The sequence below is a fragment of the Desulfovibrio inopinatus DSM 10711 genome, assembly GCF_000429305.1.
GTDB classification, from domain to species: Bacteria; Desulfobacterota; Desulfovibrionia; order Desulfovibrionales; family Desulfovibrionaceae; genus Alteridesulfovibrio; species Alteridesulfovibrio inopinatus.
Map to the genome: position 1 here is coordinate 353,315 of NZ_AUBP01000005.1, position 16,202 is coordinate 369,516.

A 16,202-nucleotide genomic window follows, 5' to 3' on the forward strand; every position below is an offset into this window, starting at 1 on the left:
CTTTGACAAAACGTGCCGCTCCAGGTAAAGCGGCCGGGTCGTCACAATCATGTGACAATCGTCACGCATTCGTGACAATCGCCATACATTTGCGACAAGCCGAATTACGACCAATTTCAGAACAGGTAAAGGCTTTGCTTTTACCTGGACTTTTTTCGAATGGACGCAACTCCAGGAAAATACGAATGACCATTTTCGATGTTTTCATCGTGCTTTCAATCTGCGCCGGCTTCCTTATGGCTTTTAACCTCGGGGCCAATGATGTTGCCAATTCCATGGCATCAGCAGTTGGCGCCAAAGCTATCACGATCAAACAGGCCGTGCTCATAGCCGGAGTGCTCAATTTTCTCGGAGCAGTCTTCCTCGGAGCTCATGTCACTTCAACAATAAGCAAAGGGATTATCAATCCGGCAGGCATACAAGACCCTACCATTATGATGATAGGCATGTTCTCTGCGCTTCTTTCCGCTGCGCTTTGGGTTCTCGCCGCGACATTAACGGCCTTGCCTGTTTCATCGACGCATTCCATTGTGGGAAGCATTCTTGGTTTTGGTATTGTAGCTGGTGGTCCCGAAGTCGTAAACTGGTGGAAAATGGCCGGCATTGTCATGTCTTGGATCATTTCCCCTTTTTTTGGGGGACTTGTCTCCTATCTCGTTTTTTCGCATATCCGACGATATATTTTCGACAAGCCTCATTTCATTGCACAAGCCACCAAATGGGCTCCCATATGGATGGCAATGACGTCAGCCTTGGTTTGCTTTTCCTTCTTTTATAAAACTCCGTTTGGCAAGGGCTTGGGCTTTAGTGGAGTGACCAATCTCCTTATGGCCATTGGCATAAGTCTTTGCGTCTGGTTGGTTGGAAAGTGGGCAATCCATCGTATTGCTCCTGACCCTGAATCAGGGCCGGAAGGCGTGGAAACAATATTCCAAAAGATGCAAGTGGGCACCTCATGTTATGTTGCCATCTCACAAGGCGCTAATGATGTCGCCAACGCCATCGGCCCGGTCGCAGCCATTTATCTCATCGCCCGTGAAGGCCAACTTTTCCAAAAAGCCGAAGTTCCCCTCTTCCTGCTCTTTCTCGGGGGAATCGGCATTGCACTCGGTATCGCGATACTTGGTTATAAAGTTATGGCAACGGTGGGAGAAAAAATAACGGTGTTGACCAATACTCGCGGATTTGCCGTCGATTTTGGCGCAGCAACGACAGTACTTCTTGCCTCAAATATGGGCTTACCAGTCTCCACTACACATGCTGCAGTGGGTTCGGTTGTGGGAGTTGGTATTGCGCGAGGATTTGGAGCCGTTGATTTCCGTGTACTTGGTAAAATAGTTGTATACTGGGTTATCACCGTGCCCATCGCGGCTTTGACAAGTATTCTATTTTTTCAAATTCTCAAATGGTCTTTCCTCGGCTAGCTTTCTCCAAGGCGACAGATATTAACGATGAAGCGAGGTTCATTCCATGTCTTTGCGCATCCCTTTTTTTGGCCTTCTTAGCAAACAATCCCCCATGTTAGGACTTCTTGATCATTTCGATCAAATCAACGAAGGTGCTCGACTCGTTGAAGAAGCACTTGAATGCTATATCGTTCAAGGCCCTGAATGCGGCGATCTTCAAGCAATGTTCGGCCGTATTGATAAGTTGGAAGAAAAAGCTGACAAGGTAAAACGCAGTATCCGCAACCACTTACCCCGCGGACTCTTTATGCCTGTCGATAAGACGCTTTTTTTTAATTACACCAGCAGACAGGATAATATTCTTGATGAAGGGCAACTTGCCATGCATTGGCTGATGATGCGCCCTGTAGTCATTCCCGAAACGCTACAAAAACCTATTATTGACCTCATTGATGACGTTGTCTCCACGATTACCTTGCTGAGAACCTCGTTAATCAATACGACTGATCTTGTCTTAGGGAAAAGTTACGACCGTGTCGGCACCAAGGAATCATATCGTACTGTGCGAAAGCAGCATCGCTCTGTTTGGAAACAACATAACACACTCCTCGCAGAACTCCTCAACAGAGATTGCGACTTTAAAGATAGCTATCAATTAATCAACTTTATCGAGAAGATCTATGCGATGAGCCACAACGCCGAGGGGTGCGCCGATATCCTGCGTGCTATGATTTCTCGTTAAAATGGAGCCATACTGGCGCTGAAGCGACTTCGTGACCATTTTTTTGTGAGAGGCACCTTCAACAATGGGGGATGCCCACTCCATATCAAGAGCCTCCTCGACAAAACGTCTGTTTTCGGACGTTTTGTCGAGGAGGCTCTTGTCCCCTCTCCGTGCTGTCTACGTTTAGATTCCATCTTTTATGACGAAACGATGCCGGGTATCTGCCCAATATCATCGATAGTAAAATGGGGATGAAGCTGACGGCATTGTGTCGGATGACCATACCCATAACTCGCCCAACATGCATGCATACCAACATTGGCGGCAAAAAGCAGATCGGGCTCAGCATCACCGACCATGAGAATACGTTCTGTTGGAACGTCCTGGCATAACGGCCTGACAGCATCGGAAAAAAAACTTGCATGAGGTTTATGCGCAAGTCCGTCCTGTGCTCCAACAACGATATCCACCAAAGCTCCGAGTCCAAAAACGGAGACAGCATCATCCAATCCGCGTTGCTTCTTGTTGCTTACTAATCCGACACGTATAGGCATGTCCGCCAATTGCTGAAGGCTCTCAAAGGCTCTCGGGAAAAGTTGAACCAAATCCTTTCCCCCGCCGTACCATTGCTCAGTATATGTCGTAGCCATGGCCTCTGCTTTTTTCTCAGAGACAGCCCCGCGCCCTAATTTGATGAATGTCTCACGAATAGGCAACCCGATGCTTCGTGTCATTTCCTCTTTCCCTGGGATCGGTATGGCATGAGACTCAAAGGACTTCTCCATACAATGCACAATGGCGTATTGACTATCTGCCAATGTACCGTCGAAATCAAACAACACTACATCATACTGAAAACACATGAAATCTCCTTTTTCAATAACTTCGTCGATGTTTATTTCACGCATTTACCGATACCATTTCATGCCATTTATGAAGCAGCATAGAGGGCAACATCGCCAACGATTCATCTTGCTTTTTGCATATGCTCAGCCTTCATCTTATGGATTTTTATTTTAAAATACTGTAGGGCCAGACCATTATGACTCTTGAATCAATATCTCAAACTCCATATCCCCAGGATGGCAAGAAAGGCCACATATGAATCACAAGCTGCGCTTACGAAACATACGTATCCAGCCGAAAATTACTTTTTTTTTCCTCCTGATCGGCCTGATTCCATTGACCCTCGTTGGTCTCTATGGGGGCGAGTTGGCCATGCGGGCTATGAAAAAAGAGTCTATTGCTCGTCTCGTCAGCATCCAGGAGACCAGAAAAAAAGAAGTCGAAAATGCGTTTAAAGAACGAATAAAGAATATACAAGGGCTGGCACAGAGTCAGCGTATCGATAGTCTGTGCGCAGCCTTGCGCCTGTATATGACGCGTAGTTCCACTCAAGGTGCAGCCGCTTTTGAGCAAGAATCCGAAGCATTCCAAGGGATTCTCGGTAAATATGTCAAAGCACTCAACGTAACGAGCCAAACCTACGATTTCCATTCCATTTACCTCGTTACTCCACAAACAGGCGATGTTCAATTCGTCACGTCGGACAGACCAAGTCTTGGCGCCAACCTCGCCCACGGTCCACTCAAAAATAGTGGTCTTGCGAAAGCCTGGCGCGATGTTATTGAAACCAAAACGTCATCCCTGGTCGATTTTGAACCTTTCGGTCGAGACCAAGCCCAAATCGCTTTTATAGGTGAACCCGTTTTTGGTGATCTTGAATCACTCAAAGCCGTGCTCATTGTGTCCATCACCCCGGATTTCATCAATTCTATCATGAGTTCAAATCAAGGGCTCGGTCAAACGGGCGAGTCGTACTTGATTCGATGGTTCAGAAATTCCCATACTTTTGCTTTTCGAAGTGATATCACCCAGGGTGCCCGACATACGCATACTGTCGGCACAAGCATCTCCCCTTTACCATACTGGATTGACGCCGCAAATGGTCAGAAACCGAAAGAGTTGTACACGGATAGTCAAGGCCAACTTGTCATTGTTGCTTATGAAAAAATCACATTCGGTGATCTCAACTGGTTTCTCGTCTCCAAAATAAATCAAAGTGAAATCATCGCCCCGATTCAAAACATCGTCAACCAAACCTTGCTTTTTAGTGCCGTTCTTGCTCTGTGCATTATCCTTTTTGCCTATTTCTTTGCGAAAAATTTTATTCGTCCCATCCGAGCCGGTGTCGCGTTCGCTGAAGCGATCTCCGAGGGGCGGCTCAATGAAACGCTTGAGCTGAATCAAAAAGACGAACTTGGTGATTTGGCCCGAGCACTCAACCATATGGCTGCCAACTTATTTGAAAATGATTGGCTTCGCCGCGGCAAAGAAGAGCTCGACAACAGTATGCGCGGGGAACACGGCCTGCAAGATTTGTCTCGGCGCTTCATTGCCGTCCTTTCCAGACACCTTGAGGCACAGCTCGGAGCGATCTACATACATGACGATGGCATATTACTGCTGACTGCCGGTTTTTCCTATGCCAACCGGCATGACGGAAGCCATCGATACAAAATAGGAGAAGGCTTTATTGGGCAAGCGGCGCAAGAACGCACCATGCTGATCTACAATACGGCTCCCAAGGATGCTCCAGTTCTTGATTACGGTTCAGGCGAAGAAACGCCAAACCATTTTTTAGCCATGCCCATGGTATATGACGATAAACTTATCGGCGTATTCATGCTTGGCAAGCATAGGGCCTTCACCGCCCTGCAAAAACGATTCATTGAAAGAAATATTGAAGCAATTGCTATCCTCTTCAACATCGCGCAATCACGTCGTACGATCAAATCGTTGCTCAAACGATCCGAAGACCAGCAAGATGAACTGTTGCGCTCCAATATGGAGCTTGAGCGTCAGGCCCAGGCACTCAAAGAGTCCGAAGCCGAACTCCAAGCGCAGCAGGAAGAATTGCGCGTTACAAACGAGGAGCTTGAGGAACAAACCCGAGCACTCAAAGAATCCCAATCCAGCTTGCAAGCTCAACAGGAAGAATTGCGCGTTACAAACGAAGAACTTGAACAACGAACTCAAGCCCTTGAACAGCAAAAAGAGGCCATTCGGAACAAAAATGCTGCGCTCGTCAAAGCCAAATCCGATTTGAATCAGAAAGCAAAAGATCTGACGGCCGCCAGCAAATATAAATCAGAATTTCTGGCCAATATGTCGCATGAGCTCCGAACACCGCTCAACAGCATTCTGATATTGTCTCAACTATTTTCCAACAATAAAGAAGGAAATCTCACCGATAAACAAATGGAATCGGCCAAGGCAATACATTCTTCAGGGGCCGATCTGCTCGCTCTCATCAATGAAATCCTCGATTTGTCTAAAGTGGAATCCGGAAAGGTCGAACTTGTTATTGAAAACACGCCACTAACCACGATTATCCACGACCTCCAGCGCGTCTTCCGTGATGTGGCGCAAGACAAGGGGATCGATTTCAACATTTCGTTAGCCCCCGACCTTCCCGAGACCATTTCCACAGATACGCTACGCATCCAGCAGGTTCTGCGAAATCTCTTAAATAATGCATTCAAATTCACATCAGAAGGCTCGGTCTCCCTGAAAATTTTCCCACCTTCAAAAGAGCTGCTCGAAAAAATAGACCTGGAAGGAGACGACCTGATTGCCTTCGAAGTCAAGGACCAGGGCATTGGCATTCCCAAATCACACCAGGCTGCAATATTCGAAGCCTTTCAGCAAGTGGATGGAAGCACAAGACGTAAGTATGGCGGAACCGGCCTTGGCTTGTCGATATCTCGAGAACTTGTCAAACTGCTCGGTGGGACCATTCATTTGGAAAGCGAAGAAGGCGTGGGGAGCTCCTTCACCGTCATCTTACCTCATCGATCCCTCATCTCCTTGGACGAGTCCCCCTCGATAAAGCGAGATGTCTCCGCACGTCCAACAACGGACGAGAACAACCCCCTAAAAACAGATGGACCCGTCTGTCGTGTGGAGCCAACTCTCGACACAACAAGTCCAGACGATGCCGGTGCTCCGCAGGATGAAGAACGTGAACACTCGGAGCTCGTGAAAGACGACCGGAAAAATATTACAGATCAAGACCGTGTCTTGCTTGTCATTGAAGACGATAGCACGTTTGCCCAGGTCATGCGTGATTTCGCCAGAGAACGTGGTTTCAAATGCGTTGTTGCGGAAGACGGTGAAACCGGGTTGCATTTTGCCGATTACTTCAAGCCAAGTGCTATCATTTTGGATATCGGACTTCCCGGCATAGACGGCTGGACCGTTATGGAACGGCTCAAGGATAATCCTTCCCTTCGCCATATCCCGGTACACTTCATGTCTGCTTCAGATAGCTCCATGGATGCCATGCGCATGGGAGCCGTGGGCTTTTTGACCAAACCGGTGAGTATGGAAAAAATACAAGAAGCCTTCTCCAAAATTGAACGCATCATCACCAAGCCGGTGAGAAAATTGCTTGTGATCGAAGATGACCCTATTCAGCGGGACAGTATTAAGCAACTTATCGGCAATGGCGATGTGGAGACAACAACGGTTTCATCGGGACAAGAAGCGCTCCAAGAACTCAATGATCATCGATATGATTGTATTGTGCTCGACCTCGGACTGGACGATATGTCCGGCTTTGAACTCCTCGACAAAATTCAGCAATGTGAAAATTGCACCAACATCCCTGTCATTGTCTATACCGGGCGAGAACTCTCCGTCGACCAAGATACAGAACTTCGGAAATACGCTGAGTCCATCATCGTCAAAGGCGTCAAATCTCCAGAACGACTGCTTGATGAGACCGCGTTGTTCTTGCATCGTGTGGAGTCGAATCTTCCTCGCGAAAAACAGCGCCCCGTCAAAATGAATCACGATAAAGACGCTATGTTCAAGGATAAAACAATCCTTGTAGTGGATGATGATATGCGGAATGTTTTTGCGTTGTCCAACGCACTCGAAGAAAAAGATCTCAATGTCATTGTCGCGCGGAATGGACAAGAAAGTATTGATAAACTGAAAGATCATCCGGAAATCAATCTTGTCCTTATGGATATCATGATGCCCGTCATGGACGGATACGAAGCCATGCGGGCAATTCGCAAAAACCCCCAACACAAAAAATTACCGATTATCGCATTGACAGCCAAAGCCATGAAGGGTGACAGGAATCTTTGCATAGAAGCCGGAGCGAACGACTACCTTGCCAAGCCGGTTGATACGGAAAAGCTCCTCTCCATGTTGCGTGTATGGTTGTACGAATGAAACACAACAACGAATACCTGGAAAATGAGCGCCTCATGATCAAACTCATCATAGAGGCCATTCACCTGAAATACGGCTATGATTTCAGTCAATATTCTCCTGCCCATACCAAACGCAGACTTGAACATCGTCTTGCACTGAGTGGATTTGAGAATTACGGACAAATGTTGCATGAAGTCATCACCAACGAATCTTTCTTCGACGAATTGTTACTCGATCTTTCCATCAATGTAACGGAGATGTTTCGTGATCCATGGTTCTATAAAGCCGTACGCGAAACGATTGTTCCTCATCTTGAGACATATCCTTTCTTTAAAGTGTGGCATGCAGGATGCTCCGCCGGACAAGAAGTATACTCCATGTGTATTTTGCTTGAAGAAGAAGGGCTCAAGGACCGAGCTCAAATTTATGCTACAGACTTTAACAGCCTTATCCTGGATAAAGCCAAACAAGGGATCTACCCTGCTGACGCCATTCGCGAATACACGTCCAATTATCAGAAGGCTGGAGGAAAAGAATCTTTTTCAGACTATTATACAGCGCATTACGAAAATGTAATCTTGAAGAAATCTTTGAAAGACAAGGTGCTATTCTCTTCGCATAACCTGGTGACTGATGGTGTATTCGGAGAGATGAACGTTATTTTCTGTCGTAATGTGTTGATCTACTTTAATCGAGATTTACAAAACCGTGTTCTCAAGCTCTTTCATGAGAGTTTATGTCCAGGAGGTTTTCTTTGCCTTGGATCCAAAGAAAGCATAACATTTACTGATCTCGTCGAGGCTTTCGAGCCTGTAGCACCACGCGAAAAAATATACCGGAAGCGTCGGCAGCTCTAGTATTATGCAAATCTTTCTTTCAAAAGAGTACAATGCGGTGGTTATCGGAGTCTCATCTGGAGGACTTTTGGCTTTGGAAACCATCCTCCCGCAGTTGCCAGCCGATTACGCAGCCGCGGTTCTCGTTGTACAGCATTTGAGTCCGGATGCAGATGACTTTTTCGTCAAGCACCTCAACAAAAAAACGCATCTTGTCGTAAAAGAGGCCGAAGACAAGGAGAAAGCATTGCCGGGAATCGTCTATATGGCTCCACCGAATTACCATCTCATGGTTGAGGCGGATCGCACCTTGACGTTATCCGCGGATGAACGCGTCAATTTTTCCCGACCGTCCATTGATGTACTCTTTGAAACCGCAGCCGAAGCATACCAAGAAAAAGTCATTGGTGTTATTTTGACCGGTGCCAATAATGATGGTGCCGCAGGACTCAAAAAAATAAAAGAGCTCGGTGGCCTGACTGTTGTCCAATCCCCCGATTCTGCTGAAGCTGACACCATGCCGAAAGCTGCATTAGACGCCGTTGATGCTGATTTTGTTGTTCCTCTTACACGTATGGGGCGTTTTCTTGCAACGCTTGTCGGCGGAGACGAGGCATGAACTCCCTGCCCATTCTTATTGTTGATGATCGTCCGGAAAACCTCATTACCCTTGAGGCACTTCTGGAAGATTTGCTCAATATGCCGGAGCTGCAAGTTGTTTCGGCAGCATCAGGAAACGAAGCCTTGAGCAAAATTCTGGATTACGACTTCGCTCTGGTTCTCCTTGACGTTATCATGCCAGGCATGGATGGCTACGAAATAGCCGAACTCATGCGTGGAAACAAAAAAACACGGCATATTCCCATTATTTTTGTCACAGCCGCTCGTCGTGATGACGGTCAAGTATTCAAAGGATATGAATCTGGCGCGGTAGACTACCTTGTTAAACCAATTGAACCTCAAATTTTGAAGGGAAAAGTCAAATTTTTCCTTGAAATGCACAAGCAGCGTCTCCAGCTTGAACAAAAAACACGAGAACTTGATGCCAAGCTTGTTGAATTGGAAGAACTCCATCAATTACTTGAAGAATCCAATGCGAGACTCCGACTCCTTTCCTCTCAGGATGCGCTTACTGGCTTACCTAACCGACGGAGCTTTGATGAAATTTTCACTCGAGAATGGCAACGTGGCGTCCGCAACCAGAGACCGTTGTCACTGATCGTCGCCGATATCGATCACTTCAAACGATACAATGATACATATGGACATATTGCTGGCGATTACTGCCTGGAACGCGTCGCTCGCACTCTACGAAATTCTCTGTTACGCGAAATTGATATTGTTGCCCGATATGGCGGTGAAGAATTCACGGCCATATTGCCGGAAACCGACTCTGCTGGTGCGCAGAATGTCGCCGAGCGTATGCTCAAAGCCATTGACGAACTCGCGATCAGGCACCAGTCTTCCCAAACATGTGACAACCTTACTATCAGCCTCGGTATCAGCACGGTGATTCCACAAAGCAATATTCCGCAACTTCGTCTTATCGAAGCTGCAGATAAAGCATTATACGAAGCCAAGTCGGCTGGTCGTAATAGATACAAAGTCTGTTGCTTTGAACGTTGGCTTCAACTCCATGCAAAATAAACCAACGAGTCAGCTATGTCCGTTGTGTAACATCATAGAAAACCTCTCTTCCTCAAAGTCGGAATCTCCCAACGAATTCCCCTGTATTGACCTTGTTGTACAACTTTCCTACCCAAAACATCCCAAGGAAAGCTCAAGCACTCCTACAGCACTCGGTAAAAATAGTCCGTTCAACATCACAACGCGAAGGAATCTTATGGGATCTTTTCTCTTCTTTTTATGCATTTTCAACATAATGTGTATTGCAGCACCTCTTTCACTCCACGCTGCAAATGCGCCTGAACCTTGCAATGCCCCTCTTCCTGCCTGCCCCGATTATACCAAGACGTCCAGTTGGGCAGCAAAAGCTGAACGAATCGAGAGCCCTGTCGATGTTTTTTATGTATATCCAACAATTTATGCAGATGCATCTCCAAAAAATATGGATATCGCAAATGAAACACTCCGTGCACGCGCCGAGCATCTGCTCGTTGCACAGGCTGGTGTGTATTCGCAAGCAGCGAACCTATTCGCTCCGTTCTATCGGCAAGCCTCGTTTGCGACTCTGGATCCCACAATCAATACGTTCTTAGATCCATCATTTCGTATTGGTGCCGATGATGTCAGCCGGGCCTTTGAATTCTACCTGGCGAATCTTAATCACGATCGCCCTTTCATTCTCGCCGGACACAGCCAGGGAACCCTTGCCCTGCTCGATCTCATGCGACGCCGATTCTGGGACCCGGCTCTGCAGCAACGGCTTGTTGCTGCATACCTTATCGGCTATTCCATTACAGACGAAGATTTGCGCACATACCCGTGGTTGAAGGCCGCACAAAAAGCCGATGATACCGGTGTTATTATCACATTCAATACACAAGCCCCCGGCGCAACGGGTTCACCGGTGCTTTCTCCCGGAGCGTTATGTATCAACCCGCTCAACTGGAAAACCGATGACACACCGGCCGATGCGAAACTCAATACTGGCGCTGTATTCTATCATGATGTCACGGACGAAATTGAACGAGAAGTTCCACACTATACCGGAGCCCAAATTGACACCCAAACAGGTGCTCTTGTGACGACTCCACCGGATGTTCTTCCCGTGGGAAGTTTTCCTCCTGGTGTACTCCATAAATATGACTATGCATTCTGGTATCGCAATCTACAAAATAACGTCGCTGTCCGAATAAAGGCCTATTTGACGAATCACTAATCGCGTCACCCACTATTGGGAGGTCCGTCTTTGACGGATCTCCCAATAGAAGAAATCCGAGAGCGTTCTCATCAAACAATCATCTTACAAACGGCGATACAGCGAATCATACTGCTTAGCCATCTGAAGATGTGAAAAGACATTGCGGCACCGAGCCCGTGCCCGTTCTCCCAAAGCATGAGCTTTGGAAGGCGGAGTCAAGAGAGAAAGCACGGCAGCAACGAGTTTCGCCTCCTTCCCCGGTTCCACAAGCATCCCTTCCTCTCGATCCTTCATTTGCTCAGGGATACCACCCACAGCATATGCCACGACAGGCGTTCCATGCCCCATAGCTTCAAGGACGACCAAAGGATGGTTATCGGATCGTGTCGGATAGACGAACACATCCGCAACTCGATACATCAAGGAAAGCACCTCGCCTTCCACATATGGTAAGGAATGGATGCCACCGGATTCTTTATGATCAAACCCACCAAGGACAAAAGCATGAATACCGGCATCGCGTTGTTGGAGAGCATGGAAAATCGCTTCGATTCGATCGCCTCCTTTGAAGCCAGCCTGTTGTCCGCCATGGGCAACAAATAAAACCGTCTTTGCCTGCGGTTGCAGTCCCAGGCGTTGTTTGGCTTGTTCTCGAGAGATAAGTTGCTCAGGAACTTCTACTCCATTCGGAATAACGTGAACCGAGATTCCAGGTAAAGCCGAACGGTATATTCTAGCCAGCCAAGCCGATGGAGAAACCAAGGTTGGACGAAGCTCTTGCAACACCGATCGTTTGGTTTCCCAAACACGACGAACATCAGGAAAATGCTGTGGACATGGATCCGTACAGCCGTTGTGAAACTCTGTGCACGTGAGGGGATACGGACAACCTCCTGTTATCAAAGAGGCATCATGCGTTGTGAGCACGAGACGGGAAGAACATTCTTGCAGCCGTTTGAGTTGAGCGTCCCAATTTCCTGATGCATGCATATGAATAACATCAGCCTGTTCCATCGCCTTACATGCTTCGTCTGTAAAACAAGAAAGCACATGGGGCGGGAGGACATCAGCATCAGGGGTTTGACGTACTTCAAAACATAATGTTGCTGATTGCTGAAATGTATCTGCACATCGCCATAACGTACGTGCAACAGCTGTTGCTCCGCCTCGTCGCTCCAAGTAGGTATGATGGACAATCCGAAGAGGAGTCATGAAGATGCCTTTGAAACAGACAATGTTGACGCATTCTCTTTTCGCTCAAGAAGATCTTGCTTCAGCATCCATAATACATGTGCAAGCGCCTTTTCTTCGCTTAATTGTGAAAATCGCTCCATCAAAACCTGTACCAAGACGGTGCTCAATATCGATTTTCTTGCCAAGAATAACGCGTGCTTCACAATGCGCGATTCAAGTACGGTTTCAGCAAATTGATAGAAAATCGGAGCATCTTTCCCCTGATACACGGCTTGGCCCGTTGCTGTAGCAGCAACATATCCAATCGCTTCAGGTTGCCGTGTCGGATAGTTTGAAAAGACTTCACCATACGCGATATGCAATGGATGCGGCTGTGCACGCCATTGCTCTGTCACTTCGAGAGATATTGCATTCAATCGTTCCCAAAGGCAAAGATGCTCCTGAATGACATAATTCCAGGAAAACCGTGTACAAACCCGTTCTCGGCCACTTAGTCCCAATGTTATGGCATACGCAGGATCGTCAAGAAGACGGCCGAGCCTCTCTGCCAAAATCGGCACATCGACAACGGTTTCTTGAGCGAGGAGCAAATGAGTCTGATTGTCGTGCAACAGAGGAGCCATCATATCGAGGAAATCCGTGCGACTCGGCATAGTTGTCGGGATGAGGTACCCGGTCTGACCATCAACAACGAGGTCGCGATATCCGTCAAAATCCGACGCCACCACAGCCAACCCCGCGGCTTGGGCTTCAAGAAGCGTCAAACCAAATGTTTCTTGCACATTATCCGCTATAGACACAAAGACATCGGCCGCCGCATAAATGGCAGTCTTTTGGGTATCATCAGGGCGAGGGAAGATGCTCAGTGACACACCAATATTACGAGCGAGTTGTCGCAGCATACCGGTAAAATCTTCTTGTTCATCAGTCCAGCCTGCAAGGACCAAAACGGCATCTTGAGCACGATTATTTCTCCGCAAACGTTGAAACGCGCGAAGCAATGGCAACAGGTCCATCTTGGATGTATGTGAAATGCGTCCAAAAACCAACGCGACCGGACTTGCTGCGGGTAACCCGAGTTGCATACGGGCTTGCCGTTTTCCTTCTTCATCAACAGGGGTAAATTGCGTGACATCCACCCCCAACGGAATAACCTCCACCCGAGGCCCGGGATGGCTGGAGACATCGAGACCATACCCGCGACGCAGCATACCATAGTACGCATTGACACACGTTGCCGCTGTGGATGATGTCGCGATAACGGCATCACGTGGCGTTGTTCCCGGCCACAAGTGACGGAGAAAATCCTGCCCATATCTTGAGTAACTGATAGAATGGGTGGGAGCTGTTATGGGAAAAATCTGCCGGGATACAGCATTGCGTAAGCGCGCCAAATGGGCTGGTGCATTGAGACAATCCGACAAATGAAACGCGTGGTAGCACTCTTGCATGAGTGCGTCGGGCAGTTCTGTACGTTTTCGAAGACGAATCTTTCCTGCATTCCACAGTGCAGGCCAATGTTTGGATGCTGCCGTGGCGACAGTAGATTCCGCTCCAGCATGAGACAAAAAAAAGTCATAGCGATCAAAGGGATCGCTATTGAAAAGCGCGCTGAGAAAACCGGCGTTCGCCATTTTCCGCCCTAAAATAGGACCCGATTCGAAAAAGGGGTCAAGAGTTCCCCAGTAGTGTTGTTTTGCCATCCCCACCCAAAGACACCGATGTTCCGACTTTGTCAAACGCTCCCTATAAATAGTATTGGCCCTTATTTTGCATTTCTTAAAGACGAGTGTCTTAATTTTGGCTCGAACTCTCGAGGAGGCTTGGAATGAAGCGTCAGGATAACCCCGATCTCATCTGGGGCATCGGACTCTATGATGATCATACGCAGGAAATCACCACCGCTTTGGGCAAAGGCTATGTGGTGAAAAATTGGCCCGTCAACGGGCTCCCCAAACTTGCGGACATCGAAAGCAGCGATCCACTGGTCGTTTTCATTCCCATGGCTGTTTGGGGAGCATTGCCCAAAGGAATCCTGGAAGCGTTGCGTGACTGGGATCTTCCGCAACGCGTGCTGATTCTTGACGACGGCGAATTTGATATGCACATCGAAGAAATTCTGGAAAATGGATTTCTCACTGCATTACGTATTCCACTGTCGCCCAAGAAAATTCGCGATGCCATCTTCCGCGCCAAGGAAGTGAAAAACCTCTACGATGATATCTATCGCATGACGCGTGAAATCATGCTGGAGCGAGAACTTTTGGCTCGTAAGACAGACCAGGTGATGTTCCTGAACCAAATTCTCACCCGAGCATCTGAGACACTTGACCCGTCAAAGATTCTTCTTCAAGCAACGGAAGATTTCAACATTCTCTTCCCCATCAATGGCCTCCAGGCTGCTTTCTGGCAAAATCCCAGCGGGGAAAGTCTTGAAGCGGAAATATTTCTCAGCAACAATCTTCAGACACCACATGAAGATGACTGGATTGAATTCCTTCTTTCCGGTGCAGGACAGTTCTCATCCTATCCTGTCAATAATTATAAAGTCACGATCCTTGGCTCAAAAGGTTGTAGCAAACGTACCAGCTTACCAATTGAACGCGCAAAAACCATCTTGTTACCACTGAAAACAGCAAATACGGTTATCGGGTGTTTGGCTATCTCCCGAGTAGATGTCGTTCCTCTTGGCAAAGATCAGGTGCAATCGCTCCACGCTGCCGTGAATCACCTTGCGCTGGCCTTGCGCAATGCACTCCTCTATCGCGAAGTGCTCACGCAGGCTGATCATGACGGCCTGACACGGGTGCACAATCGCCATTATTTTGACAAGAAACTCCAAAAAGAGATTGAACGGCATACCAAACGCAACGCCCCGCTCAGCTTGCTCATGATTGACCTGGATCACTTCAAACAGATTAATGACGCGCATGGCCACCAGGCTGGTGATGATGTTTTGCGTGATATCGCTCGCGTCATGCGTGAATCGACACGGGTAACGGACCACATCGCACGATATGGCGGAGAAGAATTCGTCATTCTCCTCCCCAAAACCGATGAAGATCGAGCCAAAATTTTGGCTGAACGGATCCGCAAGCGTATTGCCAATCATACCTTCACCATCAAAGGTGAAGGCAACACCATTACCGCATCCATCGGGGTTGCTACGTATCACCCCAAAGACGAATACACCGTCAGCGCATTCCTTGATGACGTCGACAAGGCCCTGTATCAAGCAAAGACTCAAGGCCGCGACAAGGTATGCTTAGCCTGTGACCTCGAAGTCGAACTGCCCAAAGCGTTCAACGCGTAGTAACAAAACATACGCAACCGATCTTCGATTCCACCACGACAGGACATTATCTCATAGACCAGATGTCCTGTCGTGGCGGAACAAATTTATTGACTAAACCGAACGACAGAGGCAATATATCTCTCTTGCGGGCAATTAGCTCAGTTGGATAGAGCGTTGGCCTCCGGAGCCAAAGGCCACAAGTTCGAATCTTGTATTGCCCGCCAATGATAACAATGGGTTACAGTGCAAACTGTGACCCTTTTTGTTTTTTCGGATAAGTTTTGGATAAGTACCTTCCCCGGATTCTTCCCCCGGTATATTTTTCCCTCATGGCGGGAAAGTTCATATCCCCGCGCACCCCGCGCTAGAAAATTTTGCACACCGCCCGAGAAAAAAATCCCGCCCGCTCCACCTACACATCATCCAGGCCCACAAACTCCGGTAGTGATTTGAGATGCACATACGATTGCGCGACGATATCGCCCACGGTATCGCCTACCGCCATGGGGAATGGAAACGCAACCGGGACGCACAACACCCCCACGGCGTCGCCCTCATCATCCAGCGCTGTTATTTGTAACCGGTCGATGAACCCTACAAATTTTGGCGTAGCGTTTGACCGCTCGACACGCGGCGAGAGGACGCGCACCAGCGCCGACGGTATCGTGTGCGGAACATCTGATACATACTCCGT

At 47.9% G+C, this 16,202-nt stretch carries 12 protein-coding genes and 1 tRNA gene; 9 read left to right on the top strand and 4 right to left on the bottom strand.

Annotation, left to right across the window (positions count from 1 at the left end; all coding sequences use genetic code 11):
- Positions 1 to 185: 185 nt before the first annotated feature.
- Together G451_RS0106185 and G451_RS0106190 are read left to right on the top strand one after the other, a co-directional pair.
- Entirely contained in the window at positions 186 to 1,424 is a 1,239-nt protein-coding gene (locus tag G451_RS0106185) for an inorganic phosphate transporter (protein ID WP_027183561.1), read from the top strand.
- Between the two features lie 46 nt (positions 1,425 to 1,470).
- Positions 1,471 to 2,148, top strand: a complete 678-nt coding sequence (locus tag G451_RS0106190) for a DUF47 domain-containing protein (protein WP_027183562.1) — start codon at positions 1,471 to 1,473, stop codon at positions 2,146 to 2,148.
- 179 nt (positions 2,149 to 2,327) lie between these two features.
- Here the strand turns inward: G451_RS0106190 and G451_RS0106195 are convergent, their stop codons facing one another.
- The gene (locus G451_RS0106195) at positions 2,328 to 2,993 is read right to left on the bottom strand and encodes an HAD family hydrolase (protein WP_169727830.1); all 666 of its coding nucleotides are present in this window, start codon (positions 2,991 to 2,993) and stop codon (positions 2,328 to 2,330) included.
- A 238-nt stretch (positions 2,994 to 3,231) separates the two neighbouring features.
- On the opposite strand from G451_RS0106195, the gene G451_RS0106200 reads away from it, so the two are divergent.
- From G451_RS0106200 to G451_RS27985, 5 genes are all read left to right on the top strand, one after another.
- A complete protein-coding gene (locus G451_RS0106200) occupies positions 3,232 to 7,377 on the top strand; it encodes a response regulator (protein WP_034640925.1) in 4,146 nt (1,381 codons plus the stop codon).
- On the top strand, positions 7,374 to 8,216 hold the full coding sequence (locus G451_RS0106205) for a CheR family methyltransferase (protein ID WP_027183565.1): 843 nt from the start codon (positions 7,374 to 7,376) through the stop codon (positions 8,214 to 8,216). The genes G451_RS0106200 and G451_RS0106205 overlap by 4 nt, the downstream gene beginning before the upstream one ends.
- Before the next feature lie 4 nt (positions 8,217 to 8,220).
- Positions 8,221 to 8,814, top strand: coding sequence for a chemotaxis protein CheB (locus G451_RS0106210; protein WP_027183566.1), 594 nt, complete (start codon positions 8,221 to 8,223; stop codon positions 8,812 to 8,814).
- Positions 8,811 to 9,842: a GGDEF domain-containing response regulator gene (locus tag G451_RS0106215; RefSeq protein ID WP_027183567.1), complete on the top strand. Its 1,032-nt coding sequence runs from the start codon at positions 8,811 to 8,813 to the stop codon at positions 9,840 to 9,842. The genes G451_RS0106210 and G451_RS0106215 overlap by 4 nt, the downstream gene beginning before the upstream one ends.
- A gap of 235 nt (positions 9,843 to 10,077) precedes the next feature.
- Positions 10,078 to 11,037: a DUF3089 domain-containing protein gene (locus G451_RS27985; protein WP_084448416.1), complete on the top strand. Its 960-nt coding sequence runs from the start codon at positions 10,078 to 10,080 to the stop codon at positions 11,035 to 11,037.
- 84 nt (positions 11,038 to 11,121) lie between these two features.
- On the opposite strand, the gene G451_RS27990 is transcribed toward G451_RS27985, so the two are convergent.
- Both G451_RS27990 and G451_RS0106230 read right to left on the bottom strand, forming a co-directional pair.
- Positions 11,122 to 12,231: a glycosyltransferase gene (locus G451_RS27990; RefSeq protein ID WP_034640928.1), complete on the bottom strand. Its 1,110-nt coding sequence runs from the start codon at positions 12,229 to 12,231 to the stop codon at positions 11,122 to 11,124.
- On the bottom strand, positions 12,228 to 13,916 hold the full coding sequence (locus tag G451_RS0106230; RefSeq protein ID WP_027183568.1) for a glycosyltransferase family 4 protein: 1,689 nt from the start codon (positions 13,914 to 13,916) through the stop codon (positions 12,228 to 12,230). Before G451_RS0106230 ends, G451_RS27990 begins: the two co-directional genes overlap by 4 nt.
- Before the next feature lie 125 nt (positions 13,917 to 14,041).
- Between G451_RS0106230 and G451_RS27995 the strand changes: the two genes are divergently transcribed.
- Together G451_RS27995 and G451_RS0106240 are read left to right on the top strand one after the other, a co-directional pair.
- Positions 14,042 to 15,526 (top strand): GGDEF domain-containing protein, encoded by a 1,485-nt coding sequence (locus G451_RS27995; RefSeq protein WP_051261217.1) that lies wholly within the window; start codon positions 14,042 to 14,044, stop codon positions 15,524 to 15,526.
- A gap of 129 nt (positions 15,527 to 15,655) precedes the next feature.
- Positions 15,656 to 15,732 (top strand) — tRNA-Arg (locus tag G451_RS0106240).
- Positions 15,733 to 15,920: 188 nt separating this feature from the next.
- On the opposite strand, the gene G451_RS34525 is transcribed toward G451_RS0106240, so the two are convergent.
- Positions 15,921 to 16,202 (bottom strand): hypothetical protein (locus G451_RS34525; protein ID WP_027183569.1); only part of this gene is annotated, 282 nt, incomplete at its 5' end.

Bases quoted from the DNA above. Each gene is read 5' to 3' on its own strand.
- G451_RS27985 (WP_084448416.1), top strand. From the start codon at position 10,078: ATGTGTATTGCAGCACCTCTTTCACTCCACGCTGCAAATGCGCCTGAA.
- G451_RS27995 (WP_051261217.1), top strand. From the start codon at position 14,042: ATGAAGCGTCAGGATAACCCCGATCTCATCTGGGGCATCGGACTCTAT.
- G451_RS0106205 (WP_027183565.1), top strand. From the start codon at position 7,374: ATGAAACACAACAACGAATACCTGGAAAATGAGCGCCTCATGATCAAA.
- G451_RS0106185 (WP_027183561.1), top strand. From the start codon at position 186: ATGACCATTTTCGATGTTTTCATCGTGCTTTCAATCTGCGCCGGCTTC.
- G451_RS0106230 (WP_027183568.1), bottom strand. From the start codon at position 13,916: ATGGCAAAACAACACTACTGGGGAACTCTTGACCCCTTTTTCGAATCG.
- G451_RS0106200 (WP_034640925.1), top strand. From the start codon at position 3,232: ATGAATCACAAGCTGCGCTTACGAAACATACGTATCCAGCCGAAAATT.
- G451_RS27990 (WP_034640928.1), bottom strand. From the start codon at position 12,231: ATGACTCCTCTTCGGATTGTCCATCATACCTACTTGGAGCGACGAGGC.
- G451_RS0106210 (WP_027183566.1), top strand. From the start codon at position 8,221: ATGCAAATCTTTCTTTCAAAAGAGTACAATGCGGTGGTTATCGGAGTC.
- G451_RS0106195 (WP_169727830.1), bottom strand. From the start codon at position 2,993: ATGTGTTTTCAGTATGATGTAGTGTTGTTTGATTTCGACGGTACATTG.
- G451_RS0106215 (WP_027183567.1), top strand. From the start codon at position 8,811: ATGAACTCCCTGCCCATTCTTATTGTTGATGATCGTCCGGAAAACCTC.
- G451_RS0106190 (WP_027183562.1), top strand. From the start codon at position 1,471: ATGTCTTTGCGCATCCCTTTTTTTGGCCTTCTTAGCAAACAATCCCCC.